Source organism: Undibacterium sp. Ji49W (assembly GCF_049340205.1).
Classification (GTDB): domain Bacteria; phylum Pseudomonadota; class Gammaproteobacteria; order Burkholderiales; family Burkholderiaceae_D; genus Undibacterium.
The window spans coordinates 228,813-252,967 of sequence record NZ_JBMPOW010000004.1 but is presented as its reverse complement, the minus strand read 5'-3'; the positions used below and the strand labels follow the sequence as shown (position 1 = coordinate 252,967).

Sequence of the window (24,155 nt, the reverse complement as noted above, 5' to 3'; positions counted from 1 at the left end):
GATTAACCCTTGAAATGGTGTGTGTATACCCTCATTTGCGGGGGTAATGTAAGTTTTTGATTGGGAGAGTAAGAATGCAAGAGCAAGAAAACCAGCAAACCGAAAAAGTTGAAGTGACCGATGCAACCGCGCCGGAAGCACCTCAGGAAACTATTGTTCAGCCAGAAACAGAAACAATTGCTGTACAGGATACCTCTGCGCAGCTTATCGCTGGTTTGGAGGCAAAAGTGCAGGAATTGCAGGATTCGTTCATGCGCGCCAAGGCTGAAGGCGAAAATATCCGCCGCCGCGCTCAGGAAGATATTTCCAAAGCGCACAAGTTTGCGATAGAAGGCTTTGCTGAAGCCATGGTGCCCGTCAAGGATAGCCTTGAAATGGCACTGAAGATTGATACCCCGTCGATTGAGGCGCTGAAAGAAGGCGTGGAAATGACATTGAAGCAATTAAGTGCAGCGTTTGAGAAGAATCGTCTGACCGAGATCAATCCGGTTCAGGGTGATAAGTTGGACCCTATGAAGCACCAGGCTATTTCCATGGTACCGGCAGAGCAGGATGCCAATACAGTTGTGACTGTATTGCAAAAAGGCTATACCATTGCCGACCGTTTGCTGCGTCCGGCTTTAGTGACTGTAGCGCAAGGAAAGTAAGAAAAACGTAAAAAACAAGCGGAAATAGCTAGAAAAGCCTTGAAAAGCGCGTTTTTTACCTTATATCCGAAACAGACGAGTCAGATTGAGCAAAAAAGCAGACTGACTCACCAACATTGACAAAAAAATCGACATTCTGAGGGAACTATCATGGGAAAAATGATTGGTATTGATTTGGGTACAACCAATTCTTGCGTTGCTATCATGGAAGGCGGTCAGCCAAAAGTGATCGAAAATGCTGAGGGCGCGCGTACTACGCCTTCCATTATTGCGTATCAGGAAGACGGCGAAATTCTGGTTGGCGCATCCGCCAAACGTCAGGCTGTCACCAATCCGAAAAACACGCTGTTTGCGGTAAAGCGTCTGATCGGTCGCAAGTTTGAAGAAAAAGAAGTGCAAAAAGACATCGGCCTGATGCCTTATACCATTTCCAAGGCTGACAATGGCGACGCCTGGGTATCCGTGCGCGACAAGCGTTTGGCACCACCACAAATTTCCGCTGAAGTTCTGCGCAAAATGAAAAAAACCGCTGAGGACTACCTCGGCGAAGAAGTGACAGAAGCAGTTATTACTGTTCCAGCTTACTTCAATGATGCACAACGTCAGGCAACCAAAGATGCAGGCCGTATCGCTGGTCTGGATGTCAAGCGCATCATCAATGAACCAACGGCTGCGGCGCTGGCTTTTGGTCTGGACAAAAAAGAAAAAGGCGATCGCAAGATTGCTGTATATGACCTGGGTGGCGGTACGTTCGACGTATCCATCATTGAAATCGCTGACGTTGATGGCGAAATGCAATTCGAAGTATTGTCCACAAACGGCGATACTTTCCTCGGTGGTGAAGATTTCGATCAACGCGTGATCGACTACATCATTGACGAATTCAAGAAAATCAATGGTCTGGACCTGTCCAAAGACCCGATCGCCTTGCAACGTATCAAGGCATCTGCCGAACGTGCAAAAATCGAATTGTCGAGCTCGCAACAAACTGAAATCAACGAGCCTTACATCGCCATGGCAAATGGCGCACCTGTGCATTTGAATTTGAAAATCACACGTGCCAAGCTGGAAGCCCTGGTAGAAGAACTGATCCAGAAGACGATTGATCCTTGCCGCATGGCGATCAAGGATGCTGGCGTAAAAACGACTGATATCGACGACATCATCCTGGTTGGCGGTATGACACGCATGCCTAAAGTCCAGGACATCGTCAAGGAATTCTTCGGCAAGGAACCACGTAAAGACGTGAACCCTGATGAAGCCGTTGCCGTTGGTGCAGCGATTCAGGGCTCTGTCTTGTCGGGCGACCGTAAAGATCTGTTGTTGCTGGACGTGACACCTTTGTCCCTGGGTATCGAAACCCTGGGCGGCGTCATGACCAAGATGATTCAGAAGAATACGACTATTCCGACCAAGTTCAGCCAGGTGTTCTCGACTGCAGACGACAACCAGCCTGCGGTGACTATCAAGGTATACCAGGGTGAACGTGAAATCGCTGCCGGCAATAAAGGCCTGGGCGAATTCAATCTGGAAGGTATTCCACCATCAGCACGTGGCACGCCACAAATTGAAGTGACTTTTGACATCGACGCCAACGGCATCTTGCACGTAGGAGCGAAAGACAAGGCCACAGGTAAGGAAAACAAGATCACCATCAAGGCCAACTCTGGTTTGACCGAAGATGAAATCCAGAAAATGGTGAAAGACGCTGAACTGAACGCGGAAGAAGACAAAAAGGTCAAGGAATTGGCCGAATCCCGCAATCAGGGTGATGCGCTTGTGCATTCCACCAAGAAAGCATTGGCTGAGCACGGCGACAAACTGGAAGCTGGCGAAAAAGAGAAAATCGAAGCTGCCATCAAGGAACTGGAAGATGTATTGAAATCCGGTGACAAGGCTGAGATTGATACCAAGCTGGGCGCATTGTCCACAGCATCGCAAAAATTGGGCGAAAAAGTCTATGCTGACATGCAGGCACAACAGGCAGCGGCGGGCGCTGCTGGTGGTGCAGGCGCTGCCGGTGCAGATGCCAAACCTAAGGACGATGATGTCGTGGATGCTGATTTCAAAGAAGTGAAAGACAGCAAGTAATACCTAGTTTGACGGGCTTGCCCGTCATGACGCGCCGGGTGGCTCGCGTTTTGCGGTGCCGCCCGGCGTTTGCGCTTGAGTTTGAGATTAAATCTGAGGTTAACAAGAAATGGCGAAGCGTGATTTTTATGAAATTCTTGGAGTCGGCAAAAACGCCTCTGAAGAAGAAATCAAAAAGGCTTATCGCAAACTGGCGATGAAATACCATCCGGACCGCAATCCGGATAACAAGGTCGCGGAAGAAAAATTCAAGGAAGGCAAAGAAGCCTACGAGATGCTTTCCGACAGCCAGAAGCGTGATGCCTATGACCGTTATGGTCACGCTGGCGTTGACCCGAATATGGGTGGCGGCGGTGGCGGTGGTGCAGGCGGCTTTGCAGATGCCTTTGGTGATATTTTCGGTGATATTTTTGGCGGTGGTCGCCGCAATGCCGGCCCGCAAGTGTATCGCGGCGCTGATTTGCGCTATAACCTGGAAATCTCGCTGGAACAGGCTGCCAACGGCTTCGATACCACTATCCGTGTACCAAGCTGGGATGAATGCGATACCTGCCATGGTTCCGGTGCCAAGCCTGGTACTTCCCCTGTGACCTGTACCACCTGCGGCGGTCATGGCCAGGTGCGTATGCAACAGGGTTTGTTCAGTATCCAGCAAACTTGCCCGAAATGCCATGGTACCGGCAAGATGATCCCCGACCCATGCACGACCTGCTCGGGTGTTGGCCGCATCAAACGCAACAAGACCCTCGAAGTCAAGATACCTGCCGGTATCGATGACGGCATGCGCATACGCTCTTCCGGTAATGGTGAACCTGGCGTTAACGGCGGTCCTCCGGGTGACTTGTATGTGGAAATCCATATCAAGCAGCATCCGGTATTCCAGCGCGAAGGGGATGACCTGCATTGCGAAATCCCGATTTCCTTTGTCAAGGCAGCACTGGGTGGTGACATCGAAGTACCAACCCTGAGCGGCAAGGCGTCATTTACCGTACCCGAAGGCACACAGTCAGGAAAAACCTTCCGCCTGCGCAGCAAAGGCGTCAAGGGCGTACGTTCTGGCTATGCTGGCGACCTGTTCTGCCATGTGGTGATAGAAACACCGGTTAAATTGACGGAAAGACAAAAAGAATTGTTACGTGATTTTGAAAAGCTGACAGTAGAAGGTGGCTCAAAACACAACCCGCAAAGCAAAACATGGATGGACAAGGTAAAGAAATTTTTTGAATAAATTATTTCTTTAACTCCTGAAAGCCTGCCCAAACTTGTTTCGGCAGGCTTTTTTGTTGCTGGCTGTCGGCTAGTTCACATTCTGTTGCTGTTAAAGCAGGTATTTGTACAAACGTACAAGGTTGCGTTCTGCTAATATGAGAATACGATATGCGCCTACGAACTGACATCTGCTTCCAGGATTTTTACCACCCCGATGGACATACCTCATTCTGGATTGCCATATAAATATCCCAAGCTCTTTGCCTTGGTTGCGGCACTGATTGTATTTCTCGCCTTGTGGGTGATTGATCACAACGAGCGTGAACTGGGAATACAAAAGCAAAGAGTCGAAGTCATAGAAAAACTTGCAGTATTGCGCGCCAAACTGAGTGCGGGCATGACATCCAACATTTCTGCCGCACGCGTACTGGCCATCACCTTTGCCACCAAACCCAGCTTAAGCGAACAGGAATTCAAGGTACTCGCAACCGAAGTCGCCAACGGCAATTCCAGTATACGCAACCTGGTGCTGGTAAAGGGTACCGTCGCCAGCTATGTCTACCCCTATATTGGCAATGAAAAAGTATTGGGCGTGGATTATCGCAATCTGCCCAAGCAATGGCCAGTGTATCAGCGCATGATGGAAGACCGCAGCATACAGATTGCCGGACCCCTGGCGCTGGTGCAGGGTGGTATTGGCCTGGTGGTGCGTATTCCCGTATACCAGCATGAAAACCGCGATGCCTTCCTGGGCTCGATTGCCATGGTCGTCAACTACGAGCCTTTGATGGAACTGGCCGGTCTCAGCAAGATGCAAAAGGAAATCAACCTGGCCATACGCGGGCGTGATGCCCTGGGCAGCAAGGGTGAGGTTTTCCTGGGGGATGGCAACTTGTTTGCTGGCGATGCCGTAACCCAGACCATTATTTTGCCTGGCGGCAGTTGGGAGCTGGCGGCCGCGCCCCACGGTGGCTGGCAGGGAACCAGCAGGCTATCAAAATTCTTTGAATTTTTTGGATTTGTGTTGTGTGCCATGGCCTGGCTCATCAGTTACCAGTCGATTTTGCGACGTCGCCAGCGCGATCTCAATGCGCATGAAGTGCGTGAAAGCGAGGCCTTGCTGCGCCTGCGTAACGAAGCCTTGAGCGCCACATCACAAGGCGTCATGATCACCGGTCCGGATGGGCAGGTCAATTACGTGAACCAGGCAGCCTGCCAGTTAAGTGCTTATGCTCAGGATGCGCTGTATGCAAAAAAGCTGGATGAATTATTCATTGATACCGACGGTCCTTTATTTAGTCTGGACGCTGCCGGCAGCGGTTCTGTCATGCGCGAAATTCTGCGCGAAGGTGATACCGGCAAACAGTTGTGGCTGGAATTATTGCTGACACCGGTACATGACCAGGATGGCAAGATCCAGCAATATGTGGTCTTGCTCAGGGATATCACGGAAAAGAAACTGGCGGACAAAGAGCTGGAAATTGCCGCCATGGCATTTGAAACCGAAGAAGGCATCTTCATCACCGATCCGGCTCTGAATATTCTGCGCGTCAACCGTGCCTTTACCCGTATTACTGGTTATCAGTCGGGCGAGGCAGTCGGTCAATCCCTGCGTCTTACGCAATCTGGCCGGCATGACGAGTGTTTTTACCAGCAGATGTGGGAAGATATTTTGCACTCGCATCGCTGGCAAGGCGAGATCTGGAGCCGCCGTAAAAATGGTGAAGTCTATTCGGAACGGCTGGTGATTTCTGCGGTACTCGGTGCGGATGGCAAAGTCAGCAATTACGTTGGGTCATTCAGTGATATTACCGAGCACAAGGCGTCGGAAGAGAAGATACATCAACTGGCGTTTTTTGATCCGTTGACGGGTTTGCCGAACCGCCGTCTTTTGCTCGACAGGCTGAGCCGTGCCCTGGCTGCGGGGCGCAGACACAAGCGCTATGGCGCCATCCTGATGATAGACCTCGACAATTTCAAAACACTTAATGATACCCAGGGCCATAACATGGGCGACATGTTGCTGACCCAGATAGGCAAGCGCATTCATGGTTGCGTGCGCGCTGACGATACCGTTTCGCGTACGGGTGGTGATGAATTTGTGGTCTTGCTCGAAGGCCTGCATGAAGATATTCAACACGCTGCCGGCCTGGCAGAAAATGTCGCAGAAAAAATCCGCCTGACCCTGAGCCAGACCATCAATCTTGGCCGCATCGATTATGACAGTTCCGGCAGTATCGGCATTGCCATGTTCGGTGCCGATGCCATCGGTATCGACGAATTGTTGCGGCGTGCCGATATGGCCATGTACCAGGCCAAGGCGCTGGGTAAAAATAGCCTGCGCTTTTTTGATCCCAGCATGCAGGCTGCCCTGGAATCGCGCACTGCCATGGAAAACGATCTCAGGTATGCGCTTAGCAATCAGCAATTGCTGCTGCATTATCAGTTGCAGGTCAGCGCCCTGGGGGACCCTATCGGTGCTGAGGTATTGCTGCGCTGGCAGCATCCGGTGCGTGGACTGGTATCGCCCTTAGAATTTATTCCTTTGGCAGAAGAGTCCGGCCTGATTCTGCCCATCGGTTTGTGGGTATTGGAAACTGCATGCGTGCAAATAGCCAAATGGGCAGGCGACAGCAATACCTGTGCCTTGCAATTGGCCGTGAACGTCAGTGCCAGACAGTTCCGCCATCATGGTTTTGTCGAGGATGTGAAACGTATACTGCAAGAGACAGGCATCAATCCGGTGCTGTTGAAACTGGAACTGACCGAGAGTGTGGTGCTGGAAGATGTGTCTGTTGTGATTGAAAAAATGCATGCGATCAAGGCACTGGGCGTTGGGTTTTCCATGGATGATTTTGGAACAGGTTACTCTTCTCTTTCTTATCTGCAACGTCTGCCTCTGACGCAACTCAAAATCGACCGTACCTTCATCCATAATTTACCGGATGATGTCAACAACGCGAATATCGTTCGCACCATCATCAGTCTGGGTGCAAGCCTGGACCTGAACGTCATTGCAGAAGGCGTGGAAACCGAACAGCAGCGTGAATTCTTATTGCAATCAGGTTGCCAGGCCTATCAGGGCTACCTGTTTTGCAAACCAGTCCCCATAGAGCAGTTTGAGTTATTACTTGCTGCACGGATACAGCTACAAAAAGCCGACAGCCCGAATTTCAAATCTCATGTAAGCTAGAAGAAAGGCGAACGCAACCCACGGCACGCCAGACGGCTAAGAATGATTTGAAAACATAAAAAGGGGAGACAAATGAAGTTGAATACCTACGCAAAAAAATTGGCGGGGCTGGTACTCGCCGCAGGATTGACCGCACCGGTCTGGGCCCTGGATGTTGCAGGTGTCAAGCTGGAAGAGACCATGCAGGTGGGCGGCACTGAATTGAAACTGAACGGTGCTGGCATACGCTATAAGGCGATTTTCAAGGTGTATGTTGCTGCCTTATATCTGAAAGAAAAAAAGACCACTGTGCCTGAAGTCCTGGCATCACCAGGGCCACGTCGCGTGACTCTGGTCATGATGCGTGATCTGACAAATGAAGAGTTTGGCCGCAGTTTCATGTCCGGCATTCAGCAAAATAATGACAAGGCAGAAAAATCCAAAATGACCTCTCAGTTCATCCGCTTTGGTGAACTGTTTGCTTCCGTGCCTGAATTAAAAAAAGGCGACATCATGGCCATCGAATGGATACCCAGTGTAGGTACTGTGGTATTGCTTAATGGCAAAAAAATGGGTGAGCCTTATCCCGACCTGGCATTCTTTAACGCTTTGCTGAGAATATGGCTGGGTGAATACCCGGTAGACAAGAGCCTCAAGAAAGCCATGCTGGCAGAAGAAGATACACGCGGACGCTGATACACCAAGCAGTTCTCCGTATAAAAACGCAAGGGTTCCAAACCCTTGCGTTTTTTTTGCTTCTGTCAGACAGAGGTATTGGTGCAGCAAGAATCTTCCTTGGAAAAGCGCTATATATAAGTGTATATTACGCTTCTTCATGTGCTTTTTAGTCTAACTATGCAGGAGTTGAATATGACCACCAGAATTTGCCGCCAGATAGGCTTGGCCATTGCCATAAGTACTCTTGCTTTGGGAGCCCATGCAGGTGAAGTGACGGTGTCTGCTGCCGCCAGCCTGACCAATGCCTTCAAGGAAATCGCACAGAATTATCAGACGCAGTATCCCGAGGCCAAGGTCGCGCTTAACTTTGGCGCTTCTGGCGCGCTGTTGCAGCAAATAGCCAAAGGTGCACCAGTAGACGTATTTGCTTCGGCCGACCAGGAAACTATGGATGCCGCAGAAAAACAGGGTCTGGTAGCCAATGCTGACCGGCGTGATTTTGTGAAAAATGTACTGGTGCTGATCGTGCCCGTCGACAGTACTTTGAACATCAAACGCCTGGATGACCTGAATCAGCCCACGGTAAAGCGCATCGCCATCGGCAATCCGGCCAGCGTGCCTGTGGGGCGTTATACCCAGCATGCGCTGGAAGCTGCCAAACTCTGGCCTGCGCTGGAAAGTAAAACCATCCATACCCAGAACGTACGCCAGTCACTTGACTATGTAGCCCGCGGCGAAGTCGATAGCGGCTTTGTGTATGCGACCGATGCTGCCATCATGAAAGACAAGGTCAGGATCGCGATGGAAGTACCGTTGAACGTGGTCATCAGCTACCCGATTGCCAAACTCAAGGCCAGCACCAATGCAGATGAAGCCAAACGCTTTATCGCCTATGTATTTTTGCCACAAAGCCAGGCCATATTGAATAAATACGGCTTTCAAAAGCCTTAAGGTAGCTGAATGAATCCGGCATGGACTGCATTGTTTTTGTCACTGAAGGTGGCAGGCTGGGCCACGTTGCTGAACCTGGTCGGCGGCATTGCTGTCGGCTACTTGCTGGCTCGCAAGCGTTTTCCTGGCCGTGACCTGCTGGATACCTTGCTGACCCTGCCCATGGTCATGCCACCCACCGTGTTGGGTTATTACCTGCTGGTTTTGATGGGGCGGCGCAGCTGGTTCGGTGCATGGTTGCAAGACAATTTCGGGATCAGCCTGATCTTTACCTGGCAAGGGGCAGTCATTGCCGCAGCCATTGTCGCTTTCCCGCTGGTATTCAAGCCAGCACGGGCTGCATTTGAAGCCGTGGATGGGCAACTGGAACAGGCAGCCCGGGTCTTGGGCATTTCTGAAATGGCGATCTTTTTCCGGGTTACCTTGCCACTGGCCTGGCGCGGTATCCTGGCTGGCGTCTTACTGGCCTTTGCCCGCGCCCTGGGTGAATTTGGTGCTACCCTGATGGTGGCTGGCAGCATACCTGGCAAGACCCAGACCCTTTCGATTGCGGTGTATGAAGCTGTGCAGGCAGGGCAGGATGATGTCGCCAATACCCTGGTCTTGCTGACCTCGGCAGTATGTATTTTCGTCTTGCTGCTGGCGGGCCGCCTGGCACCAGGCCGTATTACCAATCAGATGCAGGGGTAGGACAGATGCAAGTAGACCTGCACGTAAAAAAAATACTCGAATCCGGCAAACGCCGTTTTGAGCTAGATATCGCCTTCAGCTCAGACAGCCAGCGCCTGGTTATACTGGGCGCATCCGGGGCTGGCAAAAGCCTGCTGCTGAAAGCGATTGCCGGTTTGATGACGCCGGACAGTGGCCATATACGGCTCGGTAGCACCTCCCTGTTTGACTCGGCAACCAGAATAAATCAGGCGCCGCAATTGCGCCAACTGGCCTATTTGTTCCAGGACTATGCCTTGTTCCCACATTTGAATGTAGCGCAAAATATTGCGTTTGGCTTGAACAGGGGCTGGCGTAATCCCCTTGCGACCGTGCAGAACGAGAAAATTGACTACTGGCTGCATGCCTTTCAATTACAGTCGCTGGCCCGTCAGTTGCCGCATGAACTATCAGGTGGACAAAAGCAGAGGACAGCCCTGGCGCGTGCCCTGATATCTGAACCACGTGCCCTGTTGCTGGATGAACCTTTCGCCGCACTGGATCAATCCCTGCGTGTAAGCATGCGCCAGGAACTTGACAGCCTGCAACGACAACTGCAAGTCCCCATGATACTGATCACCCACGATGCCGAAGATGCCACTATTTTTGGTGAAGAGATCATTCATGTAAAGGACGGATGCATCATTGGCCATGAGAAGGTGCAGACCCAAGTCCAAACTGAAATCCGGAATACAACATGACAGATAAGACCAAAGCGATCAGTTTGCAAGGCTCCGTATGGATGACTGTGGACGGTGAGAATCTTGGGGGGCAGAGCCGTATTGCCCTGCTGGCACAACTTGCTGAAAGCGGTTCCATCACCCAGGCCGCGAAGGCGGTGAAGATGAGTTATAAGGCTGCCTGGGATGCCATCGACACCATGAACAATCTTGCCGGCGAACCCCTGGTGGAACGCCTGACCGGTGGCAAAGGTGGCGGTGGCACACGGCTGACAGCGCGGGGTGAACAACTGGTGAACAATTTCAAGATCATAGAAAAAGAACACCATGACTTCATCGCCCAACTCGACCGGCAGGCTGAAGGGATTGCCGATGATTTTTTACTGATCAGGAAATTGAATATGAAAACCAGTGCACGCAATCAATTCCTTGGCAAGGTCACTCAAATCAAACTGGGTGCCATCAATGACGAGATCGAGCTGGAAATTGCCGGTGGCCAAAAGATCGTTGCCATCATCACCCATGAAAGCACGCAGGAACTGGGCTTGCAGGTCGGCGTCGAGGCGTTTGCTCTGATTAAATCTTCTTCCATCATCCTGATGACAGATGACAGTGGTGCCAGGTTTTCAGCACGCAATCTTTTGACAGGCAGTATTTCACGCATACAGCCAGGTGCGGTGAATAGTGAAATCGTGCTGGAAATGTCGGGCGGTGCAACCCTGGCAGCCATCATCACCAATGAAAGCTGCAAGAACCTGGCGCTGAAAGAAGGTGATACGGCAGCAGGCATGTTCAAGGCATCCAGCGTCATACTTGGCGTGGCTTGTTAAGCCACAGCCTGTCCAATGCCAGTTTATTTCAGTCTAAAGCTTATTTATGAAATGAGTTTTAGCCTGAAGTTTATTCCAGCTTGAATGCCAGATCACGATTTTTGCTGGCTTCATTGCCGGCAAAATCGAAGGCATGGATGCGCAATATATAGTCACCCGCAGCCAGCTTGCTGACATCCCAGTTGCCTTTTCTGGCAATACCATCCTTGACCGTATTGCTGGCCATGTACAGGAAGCGGGTTTTCTTGGCACCATGTACCGTGATACCGCTTTCTTCTGCATACAATAATTTCACCATTTCACGGTCAGGTGGCAGGGCGTTGAATTCCATGGTGATGCGCGGATTTTCATAGCCGGGCACAGGGCTGCCATCGGTGTATAGCAACTGATAACCTAGTTGATACAAACCCAGACGGCGGCGCTGGGCATTGCCATCGACCTGATCAAAGGCATCGACGACGATGCCATAGTCTTTTACCAGGCTGGATAGAATCAGGGGGCCTTTCTGCTTTCCTTTGACTTCCCTGCCATTGCCATCGACGATCATGATCTCTTCTATCTGTGGTGCGACAGTATCAACCAGGCCAGGAAAGTTCAGTTGCAAAGGGTTGATTTTCAAGCCTGCATGATTGTGTTCCAGATGTACGTGGAACATGCGGTTGATACTACCCAGTGCTTCACCCGTCCTGAAGCGGGTGCCGCGCCTGACACGCACTGCATAGGGTTTACCATCTGCCAGTGTCTGTATCTGGAATTTATCGCCATCCAGTATGTCATTCTTTGCCGTGCGCCCCACCTTCATGTGGATGTAGGCCATGCTGTCTATTTTGATCCCTTCACTGAGCCCATTAAAACCCCAGCTGCTACTGGTGCTACGTACTTTTTCACTGGCGATGGCATATACGGTAGTACCCATATTGGCCTGTACATCCAGGCCGCCATGGAAGTGGTCGCGGCTTTCGCCGTCGTAATTGCCACGTACTTCACCCATGGTGCCTACCACTTCATGTGGCGAATTTTGTGGTTTGACAGGCCAGGGGTAGGATTTGATGTCATCGTCAAGACGGGTATTTTTGATCGTCTGCAAAGCTGCCGGTGTCGCTGGTTTCTCGTCTGCTCTGGCATTGGCCGCACCGTGGGGACGTATTCTCAGCAACTGCAGGCGCGCCGAATCGCTGACAAACAGGGTTCCCTTGTCATTCAAGCCTATGCCGGTGGGCTGGAGCAGGCGCGGTGTCGTTTCATCACCAGGTTCAAAATTGATACCCACACCCGTCACACCACGGATTTCACCCGTGGGGGCAATCTGTATGATGCGCCCCTTACCAGCTTCGCCAACGTACAGGTGATCATCATAGGTGGCAACGATGCTCAGTGGCCGGCGCATCACGGGCTTGTCTTCATCTTCCAGTGCACGGGTAATGGTGCTGACCTGTCCGTCTGTGCCCAGCTTGCGTATGGCGTCATTCTTGCTGTCCGCAATCAGGATTTCACCCTTGCTATTGACTGCCAGACCTGTAGGTGTATCAAACAGGGCGGTCATTGCCGAGCCATCCAGATAGCCAGAACCGTTGCCACCTGCAAGCGTGCTGACCTGGCCATCCAGACCGATTTTGCGTATGCGGTCATTGTACGTGTCAGCGACATACACATTGCCCGCTGCATCAACTGCAATACCCACCGGGCCATTGAATTGTGCTTCTGCACCGGCACCATCGCGGTATCCGGGTTTGCCATTACCTGCCAGAGTTGTCACGACGCCGTCAGGGCTGATACGGCGTATGGCGTGATTGCCGGTATCCGCCACCAGCAGATTGCCCTTGCCATCAAATGCAATACCAGACGGGGTATGAAAGGCCGCCAGTTCTGCCTTGCCATCGACAAAACCTTCGATTGAGCCAGCATACTGGGTGACAGTGCCCTCAGCACTGATCTTCAAGATTTTGTTGTGCTCACCGGCGTCACTGACAAAGAGATTGCCCTGTTTGTCTACAGCCAGCCCATAGGGGTCAGAAAAAATACTGGCATCCACGTCGGGCACACCAGCATACACGTCCAGTTCAGCTTGCCAGTCAAACGAGGTGGTAGCAGGTTTTTTAATCATGCCAACTTTAGCCATCAAATTATCAGACGCAATGTTGGTCGTACCCTTGCCCAGATAGCGTGCCAGCCCCAGGGCTATGGCGATCAAGGCGATAACAAACAGCAGGCGTATGAGAATGGTTCTGAGCATGAGGCAAATAACAGTATGTACGGTACAAGCCGTGCAGCTTAGCTTAAATGCTCTGCACTTGCCATCATGGATATTCTGGTCTTGCGCAGAAATTTCATAAATGGATTAGCATCTGGTTTCTACGCCGAAAGGCCGCTATCAGATCAACCAGGAAGGAAACACCATGTCCAGCTCTGTATTAAGCAATTTTCCTATCAAAAAAAAATGGCCTGCACAACATCCTGAGCGTCTGCAACTGTATTCGCTGCCTACACCAAATGGTGTCAAGGTATCCATCATGCTGGAAGAAACCGGTCTGCCGTATGAACCACATCTGGTCAGTTTTGAGACGAATGACCAGATGTCACCAGAATTTCTGTCACTGAACCCGAATAATAAAATCCCTGCGATTATTGATCCGCAAGGTCCGGGTGGCAAGCCACTGGCCCTGTTTGAATCCGGCGCCATCCTGCTGTACCTGGCTGATAAAACCGGCTTGTGCATACCTGTTGATGCGGCAGAGCGTTATGAAACCATACAGTGGCTGATGTTTCAGATGGGCGGCATAGGGCCCATGTTCGGTCAACTTGGTTTCTTCCATAAATTTGCCGGCAAGGCCTATGAAGACAAACGCCCGCGTGACCGCTACGTGGCAGAATCCAAACGCCTGCTGGGTGTGCTGAACCAGCGTCTTGCAGATCGCCAGTGGTTCATGGGCGATACCTATACCATTGCCGATATCGCCACTTTCCCCTGGGTGCGTAATCTGGTTGGCTTTTATGAAGCGGCTGATCTGGTGGGCATCAATGATTACCCGCATGTGCAGCGCGCACTGGCCGAGTTCGTCGGTCGTCCCGCAGTGCAAAGGGGTTTGTTGATACCGGGGCGTTGATGTTGTAGTCTCAAATCCAATATTTGCCAGGTAAGTTGGAAATTACTTGTATTGGGCGCAAGTATTCCGCAAGCAGAACTGGTGCACAGATTGTATTTTTATCGTGTGACTGATTCCGCATGCGGGATATATCAAGCCCGCGCCATGCAGTCATTCGCCAATAAGGTAGAATCTCGCCTGTCTAGAATAAATGGGCCAGAGTATGAGCGCAACAAGCAATATCGGATTGACTCCAGAGCAATTATTTGAAAACAACCGCAAGTGGGCGGCTGCCATCACGGCAAAAGATGCTGACTTTTTCAAAACACTGGCAGCACAGCAAAGCCCTGAATACTTGTGGATAGGCTGCTCTGACAGCCGTGTTCCAGCGAATGAATTATTGGGGCTGTTGCCGGGCGAATTATTTGTCCATCGCAATATCGCCAATGTGGTCGTGCATTCCGATCTGAATTGCCTGTCGGTACTGCAATTTGCGATTGATGTACTTGGTGTCAAACACATCATTATCTGCGGCCATTATGGCTGTTCAGGTGTGCATGCCGCCATGACCAGGCGTCGTGTCGGTCTGGCCGACAACTGGCTGCGTCATGTGCAGGATGTACATCAGAAGCATGAAAAATACCTGGGCGAAGCACTGTCTTTGCAGCAAAGAAGTGAACGCCTGTGCGAATTGAATGTCATCGAACAGGTGGTCAACCTGTGCCAGACCACCATCGTGCAAGATGCATGGGATCGCGGCCAGCCAGTGACCGTGCATGGCTGGGTGTATGGCTTGCGTGATGGTTTGCTCAGTGAGCTGGGCATGACCGTCAGTTCTGCCGACGAACTGGCCCCGCATCTGGAAGCCAGCCTGGCGCGTTACGATGAAGTCGTGAAATAAGCGACCAGGCAAGTGAATTAGGACTTACGCAAAATTGTTCCAGCAAGGCGTAGCGACGAATACAGTACGAATAGTACGGCAAGGAGCTGCAACGCAGCTGGGGCGGTTTTGCGTAAGTCCTATGAATTTTAAATTCACATCAGCTAAATAGTCGCAATAACAAATGAATGCATGCTGCGGTCATCTGTTCTTTGAAATGAAATTTTGGTGATTCTGTAATCCATGTCTGGAGTTGCTGGAGTTGTTCAAGTGAAAATGCGAAAAAAAGCGGATTTACCCAGCAAACTTTGCCAGACTTGCGGTCTGCCTTTTAACTGGCGCAAAAAATGGGAAAAAGTTTGGGATGAGGTGAAGTACTGTTCCCAGCGTTGCCGCAACAATAGCAAGTCCCAGGGGTGACAGCCACCATCAATTTGGATTAATTCGGATTACACCATGCAATCTGTTGCACCCGCCACCACTTTGCGACTGATCCTGGGTGATCAGCTCAATCCTGCACATAGCTGGTTCAGCCAGGTATCGGACGATGTGGTCTATGTCATGATGGAAATCCGCCAGGAGACTGACTACGTACTCCATCATGCGCAAAAAATTATCGCCATCTTTGCCGCCATGCGAGATATGGCGGCGCAATTGCAGGCCGCTGGCCATCGCTTGCACTATATGGCGATAGATGATGCAGACAATACGCAATCCTTGCCCGCCAATCTCGACTGGTTGCTAACACACTATCAGTCCAGCCAGTTTGAATATCAGGAACCTGACGAATTCAGGCTGGATGCGCAATTGGCAGCCTACAGCGATGCCAGCAAGATCAACTGCCGCATGTGCAGCAGTGAACATTTTTTTACCCGTCGCGATGAAGCCGCCATCCTGTTTGAAGGGCGCAAGAAATGGCTGATGGAGCACTTCTATCGCCATATGCGTGTCAAGCATCAAGTCTTGCTGGAAGAGGCCAATAAACCAGTTGGCGGGCAATGGAATTATGATCACGACAACCGCAAAGCCTGGCCCGGCATCCCCTGGGAACCGTCAGATTTCCGGCCACGGCATGATCATTCCGTTTTGTGGAAAACCATACAGCGTGCCGGCGCCAACAGTTTTGGTGAGGCAAACGCAGAAAACTTTGCCTGGCCGCTGAACCGTGCTGAAGCACTGGTGCAACTCGACGCCTTTATCCAACATGCCCTGCCACATTTTGGCGAATTCCAGGATGCGATGAGCAGCAAGTCATGGCGCCTGTTCCATTCACTGATTTCTTTCGCCCTTAATGTGAAAATGCTGCATCCACAAGAAGTGGTCAGCAAGGTTGAAGCGGCGCTGTGGGCTGGTCATGCCGCATTGCCTGCGGTGGAAGGCTATATACGCCAGATACTGGGTTGGCGCGAATATGTGCGCGGTATTTACTGGGCGCAAATGCCAGGCTATGACGAGCATAATTTTTTTGCGCATGAAACAGAATTGCCAGCATGGTTCTGGACCGGCAAAACAAAAATGCGCTGCCTCTCCAGCGCCATCAGTCAGTCGCTGGAACATGCGCATGCCCATCACATACAACGCCTGATGGTCATCGGTAATTTTTCCTTGCTGGCCGGCTTGCAGCCACAGCAAGTTCATCGCTGGTACCTGGGCATTTATATTGATGCATTCGAATGGGTAGAATTACCCAACACCCTGGGCATGAGCCAGTTCGCCGATGGCGGCATGCTGGCAACCAAGCCCTATGTATCCGCCGCAGCCTATATCGACAAGATGAGTGATTATTGCAAGGGCTGCCACTACGATAAAAAGCAACGCACTGGCGACAATGCCTGTCCCTATAATGCCCTGTACTGGGATTTTTTTGCGCGCAACGAAGACAAGTTATCCAGTAACCCACGCATAGGCATGGTGTATCCGCAACTCAGAAAAATGGATAAAGATGCCGTGCTGGCTTTGCGTGACAGGGCAACCCAGATACGCGCCAGTCTGGATGATTTGTAAGCGAATATAGGTTGTCCGTGCATTTGAAAGCTATACAATGAATCCAATACAAGCTAACAAGCTCATGTTATCCAAATGGACCGCAGTGCAGGTCGTCGCCAAACAAAAGCATTTTCTGGTGAGTAAATTGTATTTGCCAGAGCCGCAAGAAGGCCAGCCGGTAAACAATGCGCAAGTTGAATTTGTCGAACTTGAAGCTGTCTACACCAAGGCCAAACGCAAGATCGCCTGGCGCGAGCTGACTGACACGACATTGTGGAAGCAAGGGTGGGTGTAATGGTAATGCATGACACCATACTGAGTTCTTTTCCACAGGATTTTAAGGCGCTCGTTATTGGCGCATCTGGCGGTATAGGCGCAGCATTTGTCGAATTATTGCGCGAGCAAAATAATTGCGCCATGGTTGAATGCCTGCATCGCCAAAGCCAGCCTGCACTGGATTTTGCCGACGAAGACGGCATCGCCGAAGCTGCTACCGTGATGAGAGAGCGTGGCCCTTTTCATCTCATCATCAATGCTACGGGCTTGTTGCACACTGGCGATTTCATGCCAGAGAAAAAGCTGGCCGATTTGCAGTATGTGCAAATGCAGGCGACCTTCCTGGTCAATACCTTTGGCCCAGCCATGCTCTTGCGTTACTTCACGCCGCTGCTCGACCGGCAACGTGGGGTCATGGCCATGTTGTCCGCCAAGGTCGGCAGCATAGAAGATAACCGCCTGGGCGGCTGGTATAGTTATCGCGCTTCCAAAGCAGCATTGAACATGCTGGTCAAGACTGCAGCTATAGAACTCAAACGTAACCAGCCGAATGCGGTTTTATTTGCCATGCATCCCGGCACGGTGAATACCGCATTGTCACAACCCTTTCGAGGTGCGAGTATAGGCCGTCCGGTATCGCAGGCAGCCAGCGAAATGCTGGCTGTGATCAATAGCATACAGCCAGCACAATCGGGAGAATTTTATACCTATGCCGGAGAAGCTTTGCCTTGGTGATGTTTGGCTTATGGCGGATAGGCGCTCACATCAAGGCAAGACTCTCTGTATCTGGAGATGCACTAACTCACTGATCCTGGCATTGCCGAGCTTGCGGGCAGGTTCCTAGTTATTGGCAGAGGCGCGGTATCCCATAATTTCTCGTATGTATGCATGCATTTTTATTCCTTAGTGAAGATGGTAATGATGACGGTGTCAGGCCTGGCTTCTCATACTTTTTTGAACCACAATCACGCTGGCAAGAACGATCAATAAGCCCACCAGTGACATTCCCCGCATGCTTTGATCCAGTACGGCCCAGCCCAGAATGACAGCGGTAATCGGACTTAACAAGCCAAGTGAAGAAACCGAGACAGGCGACAAACGTGCTATGCCACGGAACCACAAGCTGTACGCCAGCAAGGCACCCACTATGGACAAATAGGCATAACCGAGTATCTGCGTCAGATTAAGCGCCGGTAGTGGCGCATCAGCCATGAGGCTGAAAGGTAGCAGGATTAACCCGCCCAACAATAACTGCCAGCCCGTAAAAGCCAGGACCGGCAGGCTGCTTTGCCAGCGCCGTGACAGGTAGGTGCCGCCAGCCATGCAGATGGCTCCCGCAGCAGCGGCAGCCAGGCCCCACGTATCCATGACCGCACTGGTCGACAGCAGCAAGGCTGCCATACCCAGCACCGCGCAGGCACTGGCTGTGATTGCGATGGCAGCAGGCCTGCGTTGATCCAGTAACCACGCCATTGCCATGATCAGCAAGGGCTGGATAGAACCAATGACGGCCGCCATGCCGCCAGGCAGGCGGTAAGCGGCAATGAATAGCAAGGCCTGGAAGAAACCGATGTTCAAGGCAGCCAGTATCAGCAAACGCCCCCATTCTCGTGACAAAGGCAGGCGCTTGCAAAACAGCACCAGCAAGACCCCGCTAGGCAGGCAGCGCAGCAATGCGGCAGTAAAAGGCCGGTCAGGAGGTAAAAACTGCGTTGTGACGATATAGGTCGAGCCCCAGATTGCAGGGGCCAATGCGGTCAGCAGGGTGTCTAACCAAAAATTGAAGCGGGAGAATGGAGGTATGGTTTTCATGATTATGTCTTGAGTTCAAGATAAATAATCTTAGCATAAATCTTGAAATCAAGATAAATGCCGGATTTTCCATGTGGTTTTTCACGGTCTTTACAGGCTTCAACGGCAGGCAAATGCCCGACCAGCCAGGGGTAGCGCCTATAATGGCAAGCTCTTGCAGTCGGTGAACAACAGGGAGTTATCAAGATGGTGGAAAAGTCAATGGATGCTGTCGATCAGATCATGGAGCAATGGCGCAATGCCAGGCCGGATGTTGATTGCAGCCCCATGGAAAACATAGGTCGCCTCAGGCGTTGCAGTGATCTGCTGCAACGCGAGCTCGAAGCCACCTTCAGCACCTTTGGCATGACAGCCTGGGAATTTGATGTGCTGGCAACCCTCAGGCGTTCCAGCGCGACCTACTGCATGACACCGACTGATCTTTTTTCCAGGCTCATGGTGACATCCGGCACCATGACTCATCGCCTGCAAAAGCTGGAAGCCAATGGCTGGATACTGCGCCTGCAAAACAGCGAAGATGCCCGCAGCATGCTGGTGCAGTTAAGTGCAAGCGGCAAAGAACTCATAGACCGCGCCGTGGTCGCCCATGTGGAGAATGAAAGACGTATCATGTCCGGCCTGAATGCGGGCGAGCTGAAGCGTTTGAATGAGGGATTGAGGGCGATGCTGGCTGTGCTTGAAAAACCGGAAGATATACAGAATAGGTAAAAATGAATCCCATACAGTCCGACAAACCCTTATTTTCCAAATGGACGGCTGTGCAGGTCATTGCGAAACAAAAGCATTTCCTGGCTAGCAAAGTGTATTTGTCGGTAGTTCTAAGCGAGCAAGCGATAACCGACACCGGTTTCGGTTAAAAAATGGCGTGGCTGGGCTGGTTCCTGTTCCAGTTTTTGCCGCAGGTTTGCCATATAGATTCTCAGGTAATGGCTGTTCTCTGACTGATTTGGCCCCCATACTTCTTTCAGCAATTGCTGATGGGTCATGACCTTACCGGCGTTACGTGCCAGTACCGACAGCAGCCGGTATTCTATCGGGCTCAGATGCACGGATTGCCCAGCGCGGCTGACTGTGCGCAGAGCTAAATTCAGGCTGACATCCCCAAAATTAAATACTGCATCGGCTTGCGTTGTCTGTGGCTGGCGACGGCGCAAATGGGCATGGATGCGGGCGATCAGTTCAGCCGCACCAAAGGGTTTGCTCAGGTAATCGTCGGCACCGGCATTCAGGGCTGCGACTTTTTCCTGTTCCTGGGTACGTGCTGACAGGACGATGATGGGGATTTCAGTCCAACTGCGCACATCGCGAATGACATCCAGCCCGCTCATGTCTGGCAAGCCCAGATCAACGATGAGCAAATCCGGCTTGCGGGTGGCGCAGGCAATCAGGCCCTGTTTGCCATTTTCCGCTTCAAAGACGCTCATGTCTTCCGCTTCCAGTACGGTGTTCAGGAAACGCCGGATCTGCCTGTCATCTTCGATCAGCACGATATGGATTTTGGTGTCACTCATAACGGATCATTTTTTTGGAAGATGCTGGCATGCACTAAATAAGCAGTTGCCGCAAATATAGCATTGATTGGCTTGCTCAAGGATGGCAGGCCTGGGTGTGATGATCCCGAATTTGCCGGGCGATGTGACAGGAACAGGGTTTGCTGCTGTTTGCTGCTTTCAGGGGGAACTGAAAACAGCAAACCTTGAAGACCGAAAAGTGCTGCTGTTTGCTACTACGGCTACTACGCGGGTTTGGTTTTGCGTTTTGTACTGGTCTTTTTCGTCGCTGGTTTGACTGGTTTTTTTGCACTTTTCTTTGATGCAGCCGCTTGCGCGCTTACGGTCGCTTTTTTCGGTTTGGCTGCCGGTGTAGCGGTGGATGTCCTGGGATTGCCCGCATCGTCAGTATCAAAAGTCTGGGACTGGAAAGCAAAGAAAAAGGCGCGCCATTTATTGCCCGGATATTCGATGATCAGGGCACCATCCTGATAGACACCATTGTCTTTCTTGTAGGAGCCATCGTTACCCTGGTTCATGTGTATGTCATGGATGCCATTGCCGGGGCTGAATTTGAAATACTTGTCAGCCTTGCCCTGTTCCGGCCCCCATTTCGCGCCCAGTGCATAGATGACAGCGCCGCTTTGTTGCATGGCTTTGATGACGGCTGTTTCCAGCAAGTCTTTGAGGTCATTGTCGGCACCAGGTGCATCAGGCGGCAGGGGTTTCATGTTGCCAGTTTTGAAGATGCCGCTACGTACATAATCCAGCGCCAGACCGGCGGGTTTGGATGGCAGTTTTTTATAACCCGGAGCCAGTGCCTGCAAACTTTTGGTATAAGCTTCAGGCAGCGATGTTGCCGAAAGAAACAGGACAGTGGACGGCGATTTCGGTGCTGATGATTTGACGTTGGATGCAATCCTGTGCAAGGTAGTGCCGCAACGTACCAGAATCTGGTAGTGATCATCGTCAGCGTCGCGCAGGTGGCCGACAACGGTGCCTTTCAATATGCCGTAAGTGCTTAATGCCATATTCATCTCCTCAATGTTATTGCCTTTGGCAGCAAATGTGGCAAATGCGGCAAATGCTGCCAACGTCGCTACGTCAGGCTTTGTAGTGGTGCAGAGGTATTCTGCCCCGTATCTTCGTATCAGGAAAACAGCACGCGGTCACGTATCTTGAGTGGATCGCGGTAACTGCTTTCCCACCATGCGTGTTCCCCCGCTTTTTGCGGTGGTTTGGTCAGTACCAGGGGGCTATTGGCATCTTTGGAATTTTTCTCCTTGATCCTGAACTGGTAGTGATCAAACATGCGCAAGGCTTCGACGGTATATGACACGGCAACGCGCCGGTCGCGGATCAGCAGCAGGTTTTCACCATTGTTGTGGTCCGCTGATTGTGAAAAATTATAGGAACCCATGTACACGCGTGCAGTCGGCTTGTCGAAGTCGATCACCACAAATTTGTGGTGCATGCGGGTACCACCGCCACCGGTCGGTTCTTCATGGAAAGGTGGTGGTGCAGTCTTGCCCAGTGCAGATGGATAGACTTCCGTTGATTTGCCATTCGGGGTGGTCAGCGACAGACCTGTCACTTCCTTGTCCGAGATACCATAGACAAACTTGGCTGGGTCGGTTGCCACTGTTTTGATCATGTCCTGTATCGACCCAGGTGTCTGGTACAGGAATGCCAGTGAAAACAGTAGTGACGATTCAGTCAGGGCGATGTCTTTGGTTACGTCATCCAGCGCAGCATTCTTGCTGCCATGCGGGGAAAACGTCACCTGGGCATCTATCTTGTCCAGCCCCAGGCTTTGCCAGCCTGCCGATGAGCCACTGGCAAAGCTGGCAGGTTTGTTTTCCCAATAATGGTCGAATGCCGTCTGGAATAATTTCACAGGACCGTCGCCATGCAGGATGATGGCATTATTGGCCTGGACAAAGAAACCACGCCAGCTAAAATTGGTCGAGCCACAGACCACACTGTTGATTTGATTTCCCCTGGCGACGATGGTTTTATTGTGCTGCAGTCCGCGCATATGCTGGCGCATCACGTTGCCGGCACCGGCGCTTGCGATCAGACGCGTGGTGGCTTGTGATTCTGCTGAATGTTCGTCTCCATGGCTGCCGCTGTCGTCGATGATGACGCGCAGACGGTTCCCGAGTTTTTCCAGTCTTTCAAGCACACCAGGTTCGTTGAGGTCGTACGCCGCCACACTGACCTTGGCACTGGTATCTGCAATCGCCTTGTCCAGCACTTCCAGTATCGCACTGCGGGCTTCAAAGCCCATCCAGGCCAGTGCTTCTTCTGCTTTGGGGTTGGTGGGTTTGAATGTTAAGCCATCATCTGCCTGGGCTGGCAGCAGTGTCGGTATTGCGGCGGCGGTGTAACGGTCAACAAAAGCCTGGGAAGATACGAAGCCACGTGTATAGGCCACATTCAACTGTCCATCGTAAGTTTCCCTCTGTAGCACGATGCTGGCTTCTTGCGCTTCGCCATAGCTTAATACATCGGCCGGACTCATGAATACTGGCGTGACACGGTAGATGAAACTACCTTTCATATCGGCATTGCGGGGGAAATGGATCCAGCGAAATTTCTGTATCGGTGACAGACGGGTGGACAGGCTTTCCGGATTGAAGTTGCCGTCTTTTTCAGTAAATGACAGGCGGTTCTTGATGGCAAAATATTGCTGGCCACCCGGTTCCTTGTATTCAATCGCAAAGCCGACAAAATCGACAGGCGGTTTACCGGTTTTCCAGTTCATGCCCAGTAACAGCATGCCGTCGCCACGATGCAGTTTCAGGCTGAAAAGCGCTTTGTCATTACTCGCAATGACTTGATACTGTTCCATGTCCATCCTTTCAAGTGGTGGGGTTTTGTCGCCTGGCTTGCATCATTTACCGGCACAATACATGTCAATAAAATAATCCTTACCATCCTAATGCAGATAGTATTTATTGCAAGCTAATTATTATTTTAATTGCATGACTATTTAATCATCATGCGAGATTTTGATGACAGGGGTGTGACATGGCGATGTGATGCGGGGGAGGAGAATGCATCGCCGTAATGATGGTAAGAAGACTGTCCTCAGCAGGAAGGGAAGGCGCAGTTGTGAAGCGTTGTTTTCTTTTACGCTGGACAACAGCCACGGCGTCGCCATGAGCTTATGATCAGGCATGCCTGATTCAGCGTTGGCCCTTAGCTTGCATCGGGATATTCAATTGTCCAGCAAATTTGGCTTGTTCAATAAAATCTGCCGCAGCTTGGGCAGGTTCACAACAGAATACCAACATATAAAAACGAGCGGAAGATTGACTGCGGTACGTATCCAGTAAATATTGTCGCCGAGGCTGAGGTACATATATATCTGTACCAGTAAATATAATGCGAACAGCACGCAGCAAAACGTGAACACGCGAAGAAATGCAGCTTGCCTTGTTTTGACGGTGTGCGCTGAAATCGCTGAAATGACAGCGATACCTATTACCATCAGCATTATCGCGCCGTATGGCAGAAACGGCATAGGCGGTCGGGAACCTATGAAGGTATTTGCTAAAAAGAAAATAAATAAGTAAACGAAGAAAAACGTAGCGATCAAGTGAAGTTTTTTCATTTTTGATATTTTACGAATGTTACGGTTACATTGATGGCAGCTT

22 protein-coding genes are annotated in these 24,155 nt (G+C 51.2%); 16 read left to right on the top strand and 6 right to left on the bottom strand.

Annotated features, from left to right (window positions below; translation table 11 throughout):
- The first annotated feature begins 74 nt into the window (after positions 1 to 74).
- The 9 genes from grpE to ACO0LK_RS06835 all read left to right on the top strand — a co-directional run bounded on the left by grpE (position 75) and on the right by ACO0LK_RS06835 (position 10,966).
- Complete coding sequence (gene grpE, locus ACO0LK_RS06875) at positions 75 to 647, top strand: nucleotide exchange factor GrpE (RefSeq protein ID WP_422973444.1); 573 nt, start codon at positions 75 to 77, stop codon at positions 645 to 647.
- 150 nt (positions 648 to 797) lie between these two features.
- The gene (dnaK, locus tag ACO0LK_RS06870) at positions 798 to 2,738 is read left to right on the top strand and encodes a molecular chaperone DnaK (RefSeq protein WP_422973442.1); all 1,941 of its coding nucleotides are present in this window, start codon (positions 798 to 800) and stop codon (positions 2,736 to 2,738) included.
- Positions 2,739 to 2,847: 109 nt separating this feature from the next.
- On the top strand, positions 2,848 to 3,966 hold the full coding sequence (gene dnaJ / locus ACO0LK_RS06865; protein ID WP_422973440.1) for a molecular chaperone DnaJ: 1,119 nt from the start codon (positions 2,848 to 2,850) through the stop codon (positions 3,964 to 3,966).
- Positions 3,967 to 4,161: 195 nt separating this feature from the next.
- Positions 4,162 to 7,140: an EAL domain-containing protein gene (locus ACO0LK_RS06860; RefSeq protein WP_422973438.1), complete on the top strand. Its 2,979-nt coding sequence runs from the start codon at positions 4,162 to 4,164 to the stop codon at positions 7,138 to 7,140.
- Between the two features lie 72 nt (positions 7,141 to 7,212).
- Positions 7,213 to 7,815: a chalcone isomerase family protein gene (locus ACO0LK_RS06855; RefSeq protein ID WP_422973436.1), complete on the top strand. Its 603-nt coding sequence runs from the start codon at positions 7,213 to 7,215 to the stop codon at positions 7,813 to 7,815.
- 174 nt (positions 7,816 to 7,989) lie between these two features.
- Positions 7,990 to 8,748 carry a molybdate ABC transporter substrate-binding protein gene (modA, locus tag ACO0LK_RS06850; protein WP_422973434.1) on the top strand — a complete coding sequence of 253 codons (759 nt, stop codon included), beginning with the start codon at positions 7,990 to 7,992 and terminating at the stop codon, positions 8,746 to 8,748.
- A 9-nt stretch (positions 8,749 to 8,757) separates the two neighbouring features.
- A complete protein-coding gene (gene modB / locus ACO0LK_RS06845; RefSeq protein WP_422973432.1) occupies positions 8,758 to 9,438 on the top strand; it encodes a molybdate ABC transporter permease subunit in 681 nt (226 codons plus the stop codon).
- 5 nt (positions 9,439 to 9,443) lie between these two features.
- The gene (locus ACO0LK_RS06840) at positions 9,444 to 10,157 is read left to right on the top strand and encodes a sulfate/molybdate ABC transporter ATP-binding protein (protein WP_422973429.1); all 714 of its coding nucleotides are present in this window, start codon (positions 9,444 to 9,446) and stop codon (positions 10,155 to 10,157) included.
- Complete coding sequence (locus tag ACO0LK_RS06835) at positions 10,154 to 10,966, top strand: TOBE domain-containing protein (RefSeq protein ID WP_422973427.1); 813 nt, start codon at positions 10,154 to 10,156, stop codon at positions 10,964 to 10,966. Before ACO0LK_RS06840 ends, ACO0LK_RS06835 begins: the two co-directional genes overlap by 4 nt.
- Positions 10,967 to 11,036: 70 nt before the next feature.
- Here the strand turns inward: ACO0LK_RS06835 and ACO0LK_RS06830 are convergent, their stop codons facing one another.
- Entirely contained in the window at positions 11,037 to 13,199 is a 2,163-nt protein-coding gene (locus ACO0LK_RS06830) for a gluconolaconase (protein WP_422973425.1), read from the bottom strand.
- A 163-nt stretch (positions 13,200 to 13,362) separates the two neighbouring features.
- On the opposite strand from ACO0LK_RS06830, the gene ACO0LK_RS06825 reads away from it, so the two are divergent.
- The 6 genes from ACO0LK_RS06825 to ACO0LK_RS06800 all read left to right on the top strand — a co-directional run bounded on the left by ACO0LK_RS06825 (position 13,363) and on the right by ACO0LK_RS06800 (position 17,926).
- Positions 13,363 to 14,070: a glutathione S-transferase N-terminal domain-containing protein gene (locus ACO0LK_RS06825; protein WP_422973423.1), complete on the top strand. Its 708-nt coding sequence runs from the start codon at positions 13,363 to 13,365 to the stop codon at positions 14,068 to 14,070.
- A gap of 202 nt (positions 14,071 to 14,272) precedes the next feature.
- Positions 14,273 to 14,950: a carbonate dehydratase gene (gene can / locus ACO0LK_RS06820; RefSeq protein WP_422973421.1), complete on the top strand. Its 678-nt coding sequence runs from the start codon at positions 14,273 to 14,275 to the stop codon at positions 14,948 to 14,950.
- Between the two features lie 255 nt (positions 14,951 to 15,205).
- A complete protein-coding gene (locus tag ACO0LK_RS06815) occupies positions 15,206 to 15,349 on the top strand; it encodes a DUF2256 domain-containing protein (protein WP_422973604.1) in 144 nt (47 codons plus the stop codon).
- Between the two features lie 36 nt (positions 15,350 to 15,385).
- The gene (locus ACO0LK_RS06810) at positions 15,386 to 16,933 is read left to right on the top strand and encodes a cryptochrome/photolyase family protein (protein ID WP_422973419.1); all 1,548 of its coding nucleotides are present in this window, start codon (positions 15,386 to 15,388) and stop codon (positions 16,931 to 16,933) included.
- A gap of 37 nt (positions 16,934 to 16,970) precedes the next feature.
- The gene (locus ACO0LK_RS06805) at positions 16,971 to 17,210 is read left to right on the top strand and encodes a TIGR02450 family Trp-rich protein (RefSeq protein WP_422973417.1); all 240 of its coding nucleotides are present in this window, start codon (positions 16,971 to 16,973) and stop codon (positions 17,208 to 17,210) included.
- Positions 17,211 to 17,215: 5 nt separating this feature from the next.
- On the top strand, positions 17,216 to 17,926 hold the full coding sequence (locus ACO0LK_RS06800; RefSeq protein WP_422973415.1) for an SDR family NAD(P)-dependent oxidoreductase: 711 nt from the start codon (positions 17,216 to 17,218) through the stop codon (positions 17,924 to 17,926).
- A 195-nt stretch (positions 17,927 to 18,121) separates the two neighbouring features.
- On the opposite strand, the gene ACO0LK_RS06795 is transcribed toward ACO0LK_RS06800, so the two are convergent.
- The gene (locus tag ACO0LK_RS06795; RefSeq protein ID WP_422973413.1) at positions 18,122 to 19,003 is read right to left on the bottom strand and encodes an EamA family transporter; all 882 of its coding nucleotides are present in this window, start codon (positions 19,001 to 19,003) and stop codon (positions 18,122 to 18,124) included.
- A gap of 186 nt (positions 19,004 to 19,189) precedes the next feature.
- On the opposite strand from ACO0LK_RS06795, the gene ACO0LK_RS06790 reads away from it, so the two are divergent.
- On the top strand, positions 19,190 to 19,711 hold the full coding sequence (locus ACO0LK_RS06790) for a MarR family winged helix-turn-helix transcriptional regulator (protein ID WP_422973411.1): 522 nt from the start codon (positions 19,190 to 19,192) through the stop codon (positions 19,709 to 19,711).
- A 110-nt stretch (positions 19,712 to 19,821) separates the two neighbouring features.
- Here the strand turns inward: ACO0LK_RS06790 and kdpE are convergent, their stop codons facing one another.
- The 4 genes from kdpE to ACO0LK_RS06770 form a co-directional block, all read right to left on the bottom strand.
- Positions 19,822 to 20,514, bottom strand: a complete 693-nt coding sequence (kdpE, locus tag ACO0LK_RS06785) for a two-component system response regulator KdpE (protein ID WP_422973409.1) — start codon at positions 20,512 to 20,514, stop codon at positions 19,822 to 19,824.
- Positions 20,515 to 20,738: 224 nt separating this feature from the next.
- Positions 20,739 to 21,524 (bottom strand): DUF2278 family protein, encoded by a 786-nt coding sequence (locus ACO0LK_RS06780; protein WP_422973407.1) that lies wholly within the window; start codon positions 21,522 to 21,524, stop codon positions 20,739 to 20,741.
- 119 nt (positions 21,525 to 21,643) lie between these two features.
- Entirely contained in the window at positions 21,644 to 23,347 is a 1,704-nt protein-coding gene (locus tag ACO0LK_RS06775) for a phospholipase D-like domain-containing protein (RefSeq protein WP_422973405.1), read from the bottom strand.
- Positions 23,348 to 23,716: 369 nt separating this feature from the next.
- Positions 23,717 to 24,112 carry a hypothetical protein gene (locus ACO0LK_RS06770; protein ID WP_422973403.1) on the bottom strand — a complete coding sequence of 132 codons (396 nt, stop codon included), beginning with the start codon at positions 24,110 to 24,112 and terminating at the stop codon, positions 23,717 to 23,719.
- Between the last annotated feature and the right edge of the window lie 43 nt (positions 24,113 to 24,155).

Excerpts from the sequence above, each read along its gene's own strand:
- ACO0LK_RS06780 (WP_422973407.1), bottom strand. The coding sequence starts at position 21,524 with ATGGCATTAAGCACTTACGGCATATTGAAAGGCACCGTTGTCGGCCAC.
- ACO0LK_RS06860 (WP_422973438.1), top strand. The coding sequence starts at position 4,162 with ATGGACATACCTCATTCTGGATTGCCATATAAATATCCCAAGCTCTTT.
- dnaK (WP_422973442.1), top strand. The coding sequence starts at position 798 with ATGGGAAAAATGATTGGTATTGATTTGGGTACAACCAATTCTTGCGTT.
- ACO0LK_RS06770 (WP_422973403.1), bottom strand. The coding sequence starts at position 24,112 with ATGAAAAAACTTCACTTGATCGCTACGTTTTTCTTCGTTTACTTATTT.
- ACO0LK_RS06835 (WP_422973427.1), top strand. The coding sequence starts at position 10,154 with ATGACAGATAAGACCAAAGCGATCAGTTTGCAAGGCTCCGTATGGATG.
- ACO0LK_RS06795 (WP_422973413.1), bottom strand. The coding sequence starts at position 19,003 with ATGAAAACCATACCTCCATTCTCCCGCTTCAATTTTTGGTTAGACACC.
- ACO0LK_RS06775 (WP_422973405.1), bottom strand. The coding sequence starts at position 23,347 with ATGGAACAGTATCAAGTCATTGCGAGTAATGACAAAGCGCTTTTCAGC.
- ACO0LK_RS06790 (WP_422973411.1), top strand. The coding sequence starts at position 19,190 with ATGGTGGAAAAGTCAATGGATGCTGTCGATCAGATCATGGAGCAATGG.
- grpE (WP_422973444.1), top strand. The coding sequence starts at position 75 with ATGCAAGAGCAAGAAAACCAGCAAACCGAAAAAGTTGAAGTGACCGAT.
- modB (WP_422973432.1), top strand. The coding sequence starts at position 8,758 with ATGAATCCGGCATGGACTGCATTGTTTTTGTCACTGAAGGTGGCAGGC.
- ACO0LK_RS06825 (WP_422973423.1), top strand. The coding sequence starts at position 13,363 with ATGTCCAGCTCTGTATTAAGCAATTTTCCTATCAAAAAAAAATGGCCT.
- dnaJ (WP_422973440.1), top strand. The coding sequence starts at position 2,848 with ATGGCGAAGCGTGATTTTTATGAAATTCTTGGAGTCGGCAAAAACGCC.
- ACO0LK_RS06830 (WP_422973425.1), bottom strand. The coding sequence starts at position 13,199 with ATGCTCAGAACCATTCTCATACGCCTGCTGTTTGTTATCGCCTTGATC.
- kdpE (WP_422973409.1), bottom strand. The coding sequence starts at position 20,514 with ATGAGTGACACCAAAATCCATATCGTGCTGATCGAAGATGACAGGCAG.
- ACO0LK_RS06810 (WP_422973419.1), top strand. The coding sequence starts at position 15,386 with ATGCAATCTGTTGCACCCGCCACCACTTTGCGACTGATCCTGGGTGAT.
- ACO0LK_RS06805 (WP_422973417.1), top strand. The coding sequence starts at position 16,971 with ATGAATCCAATACAAGCTAACAAGCTCATGTTATCCAAATGGACCGCA.
- ACO0LK_RS06815 (WP_422973604.1), top strand. The coding sequence starts at position 15,206 with ATGCGAAAAAAAGCGGATTTACCCAGCAAACTTTGCCAGACTTGCGGT.
- can (WP_422973421.1), top strand. The coding sequence starts at position 14,273 with ATGAGCGCAACAAGCAATATCGGATTGACTCCAGAGCAATTATTTGAA.
- ACO0LK_RS06855 (WP_422973436.1), top strand. The coding sequence starts at position 7,213 with ATGAAGTTGAATACCTACGCAAAAAAATTGGCGGGGCTGGTACTCGCC.
- ACO0LK_RS06840 (WP_422973429.1), top strand. The coding sequence starts at position 9,444 with ATGCAAGTAGACCTGCACGTAAAAAAAATACTCGAATCCGGCAAACGC.
- modA (WP_422973434.1), top strand. The coding sequence starts at position 7,990 with ATGACCACCAGAATTTGCCGCCAGATAGGCTTGGCCATTGCCATAAGT.
- ACO0LK_RS06800 (WP_422973415.1), top strand. The coding sequence starts at position 17,216 with ATGCATGACACCATACTGAGTTCTTTTCCACAGGATTTTAAGGCGCTC.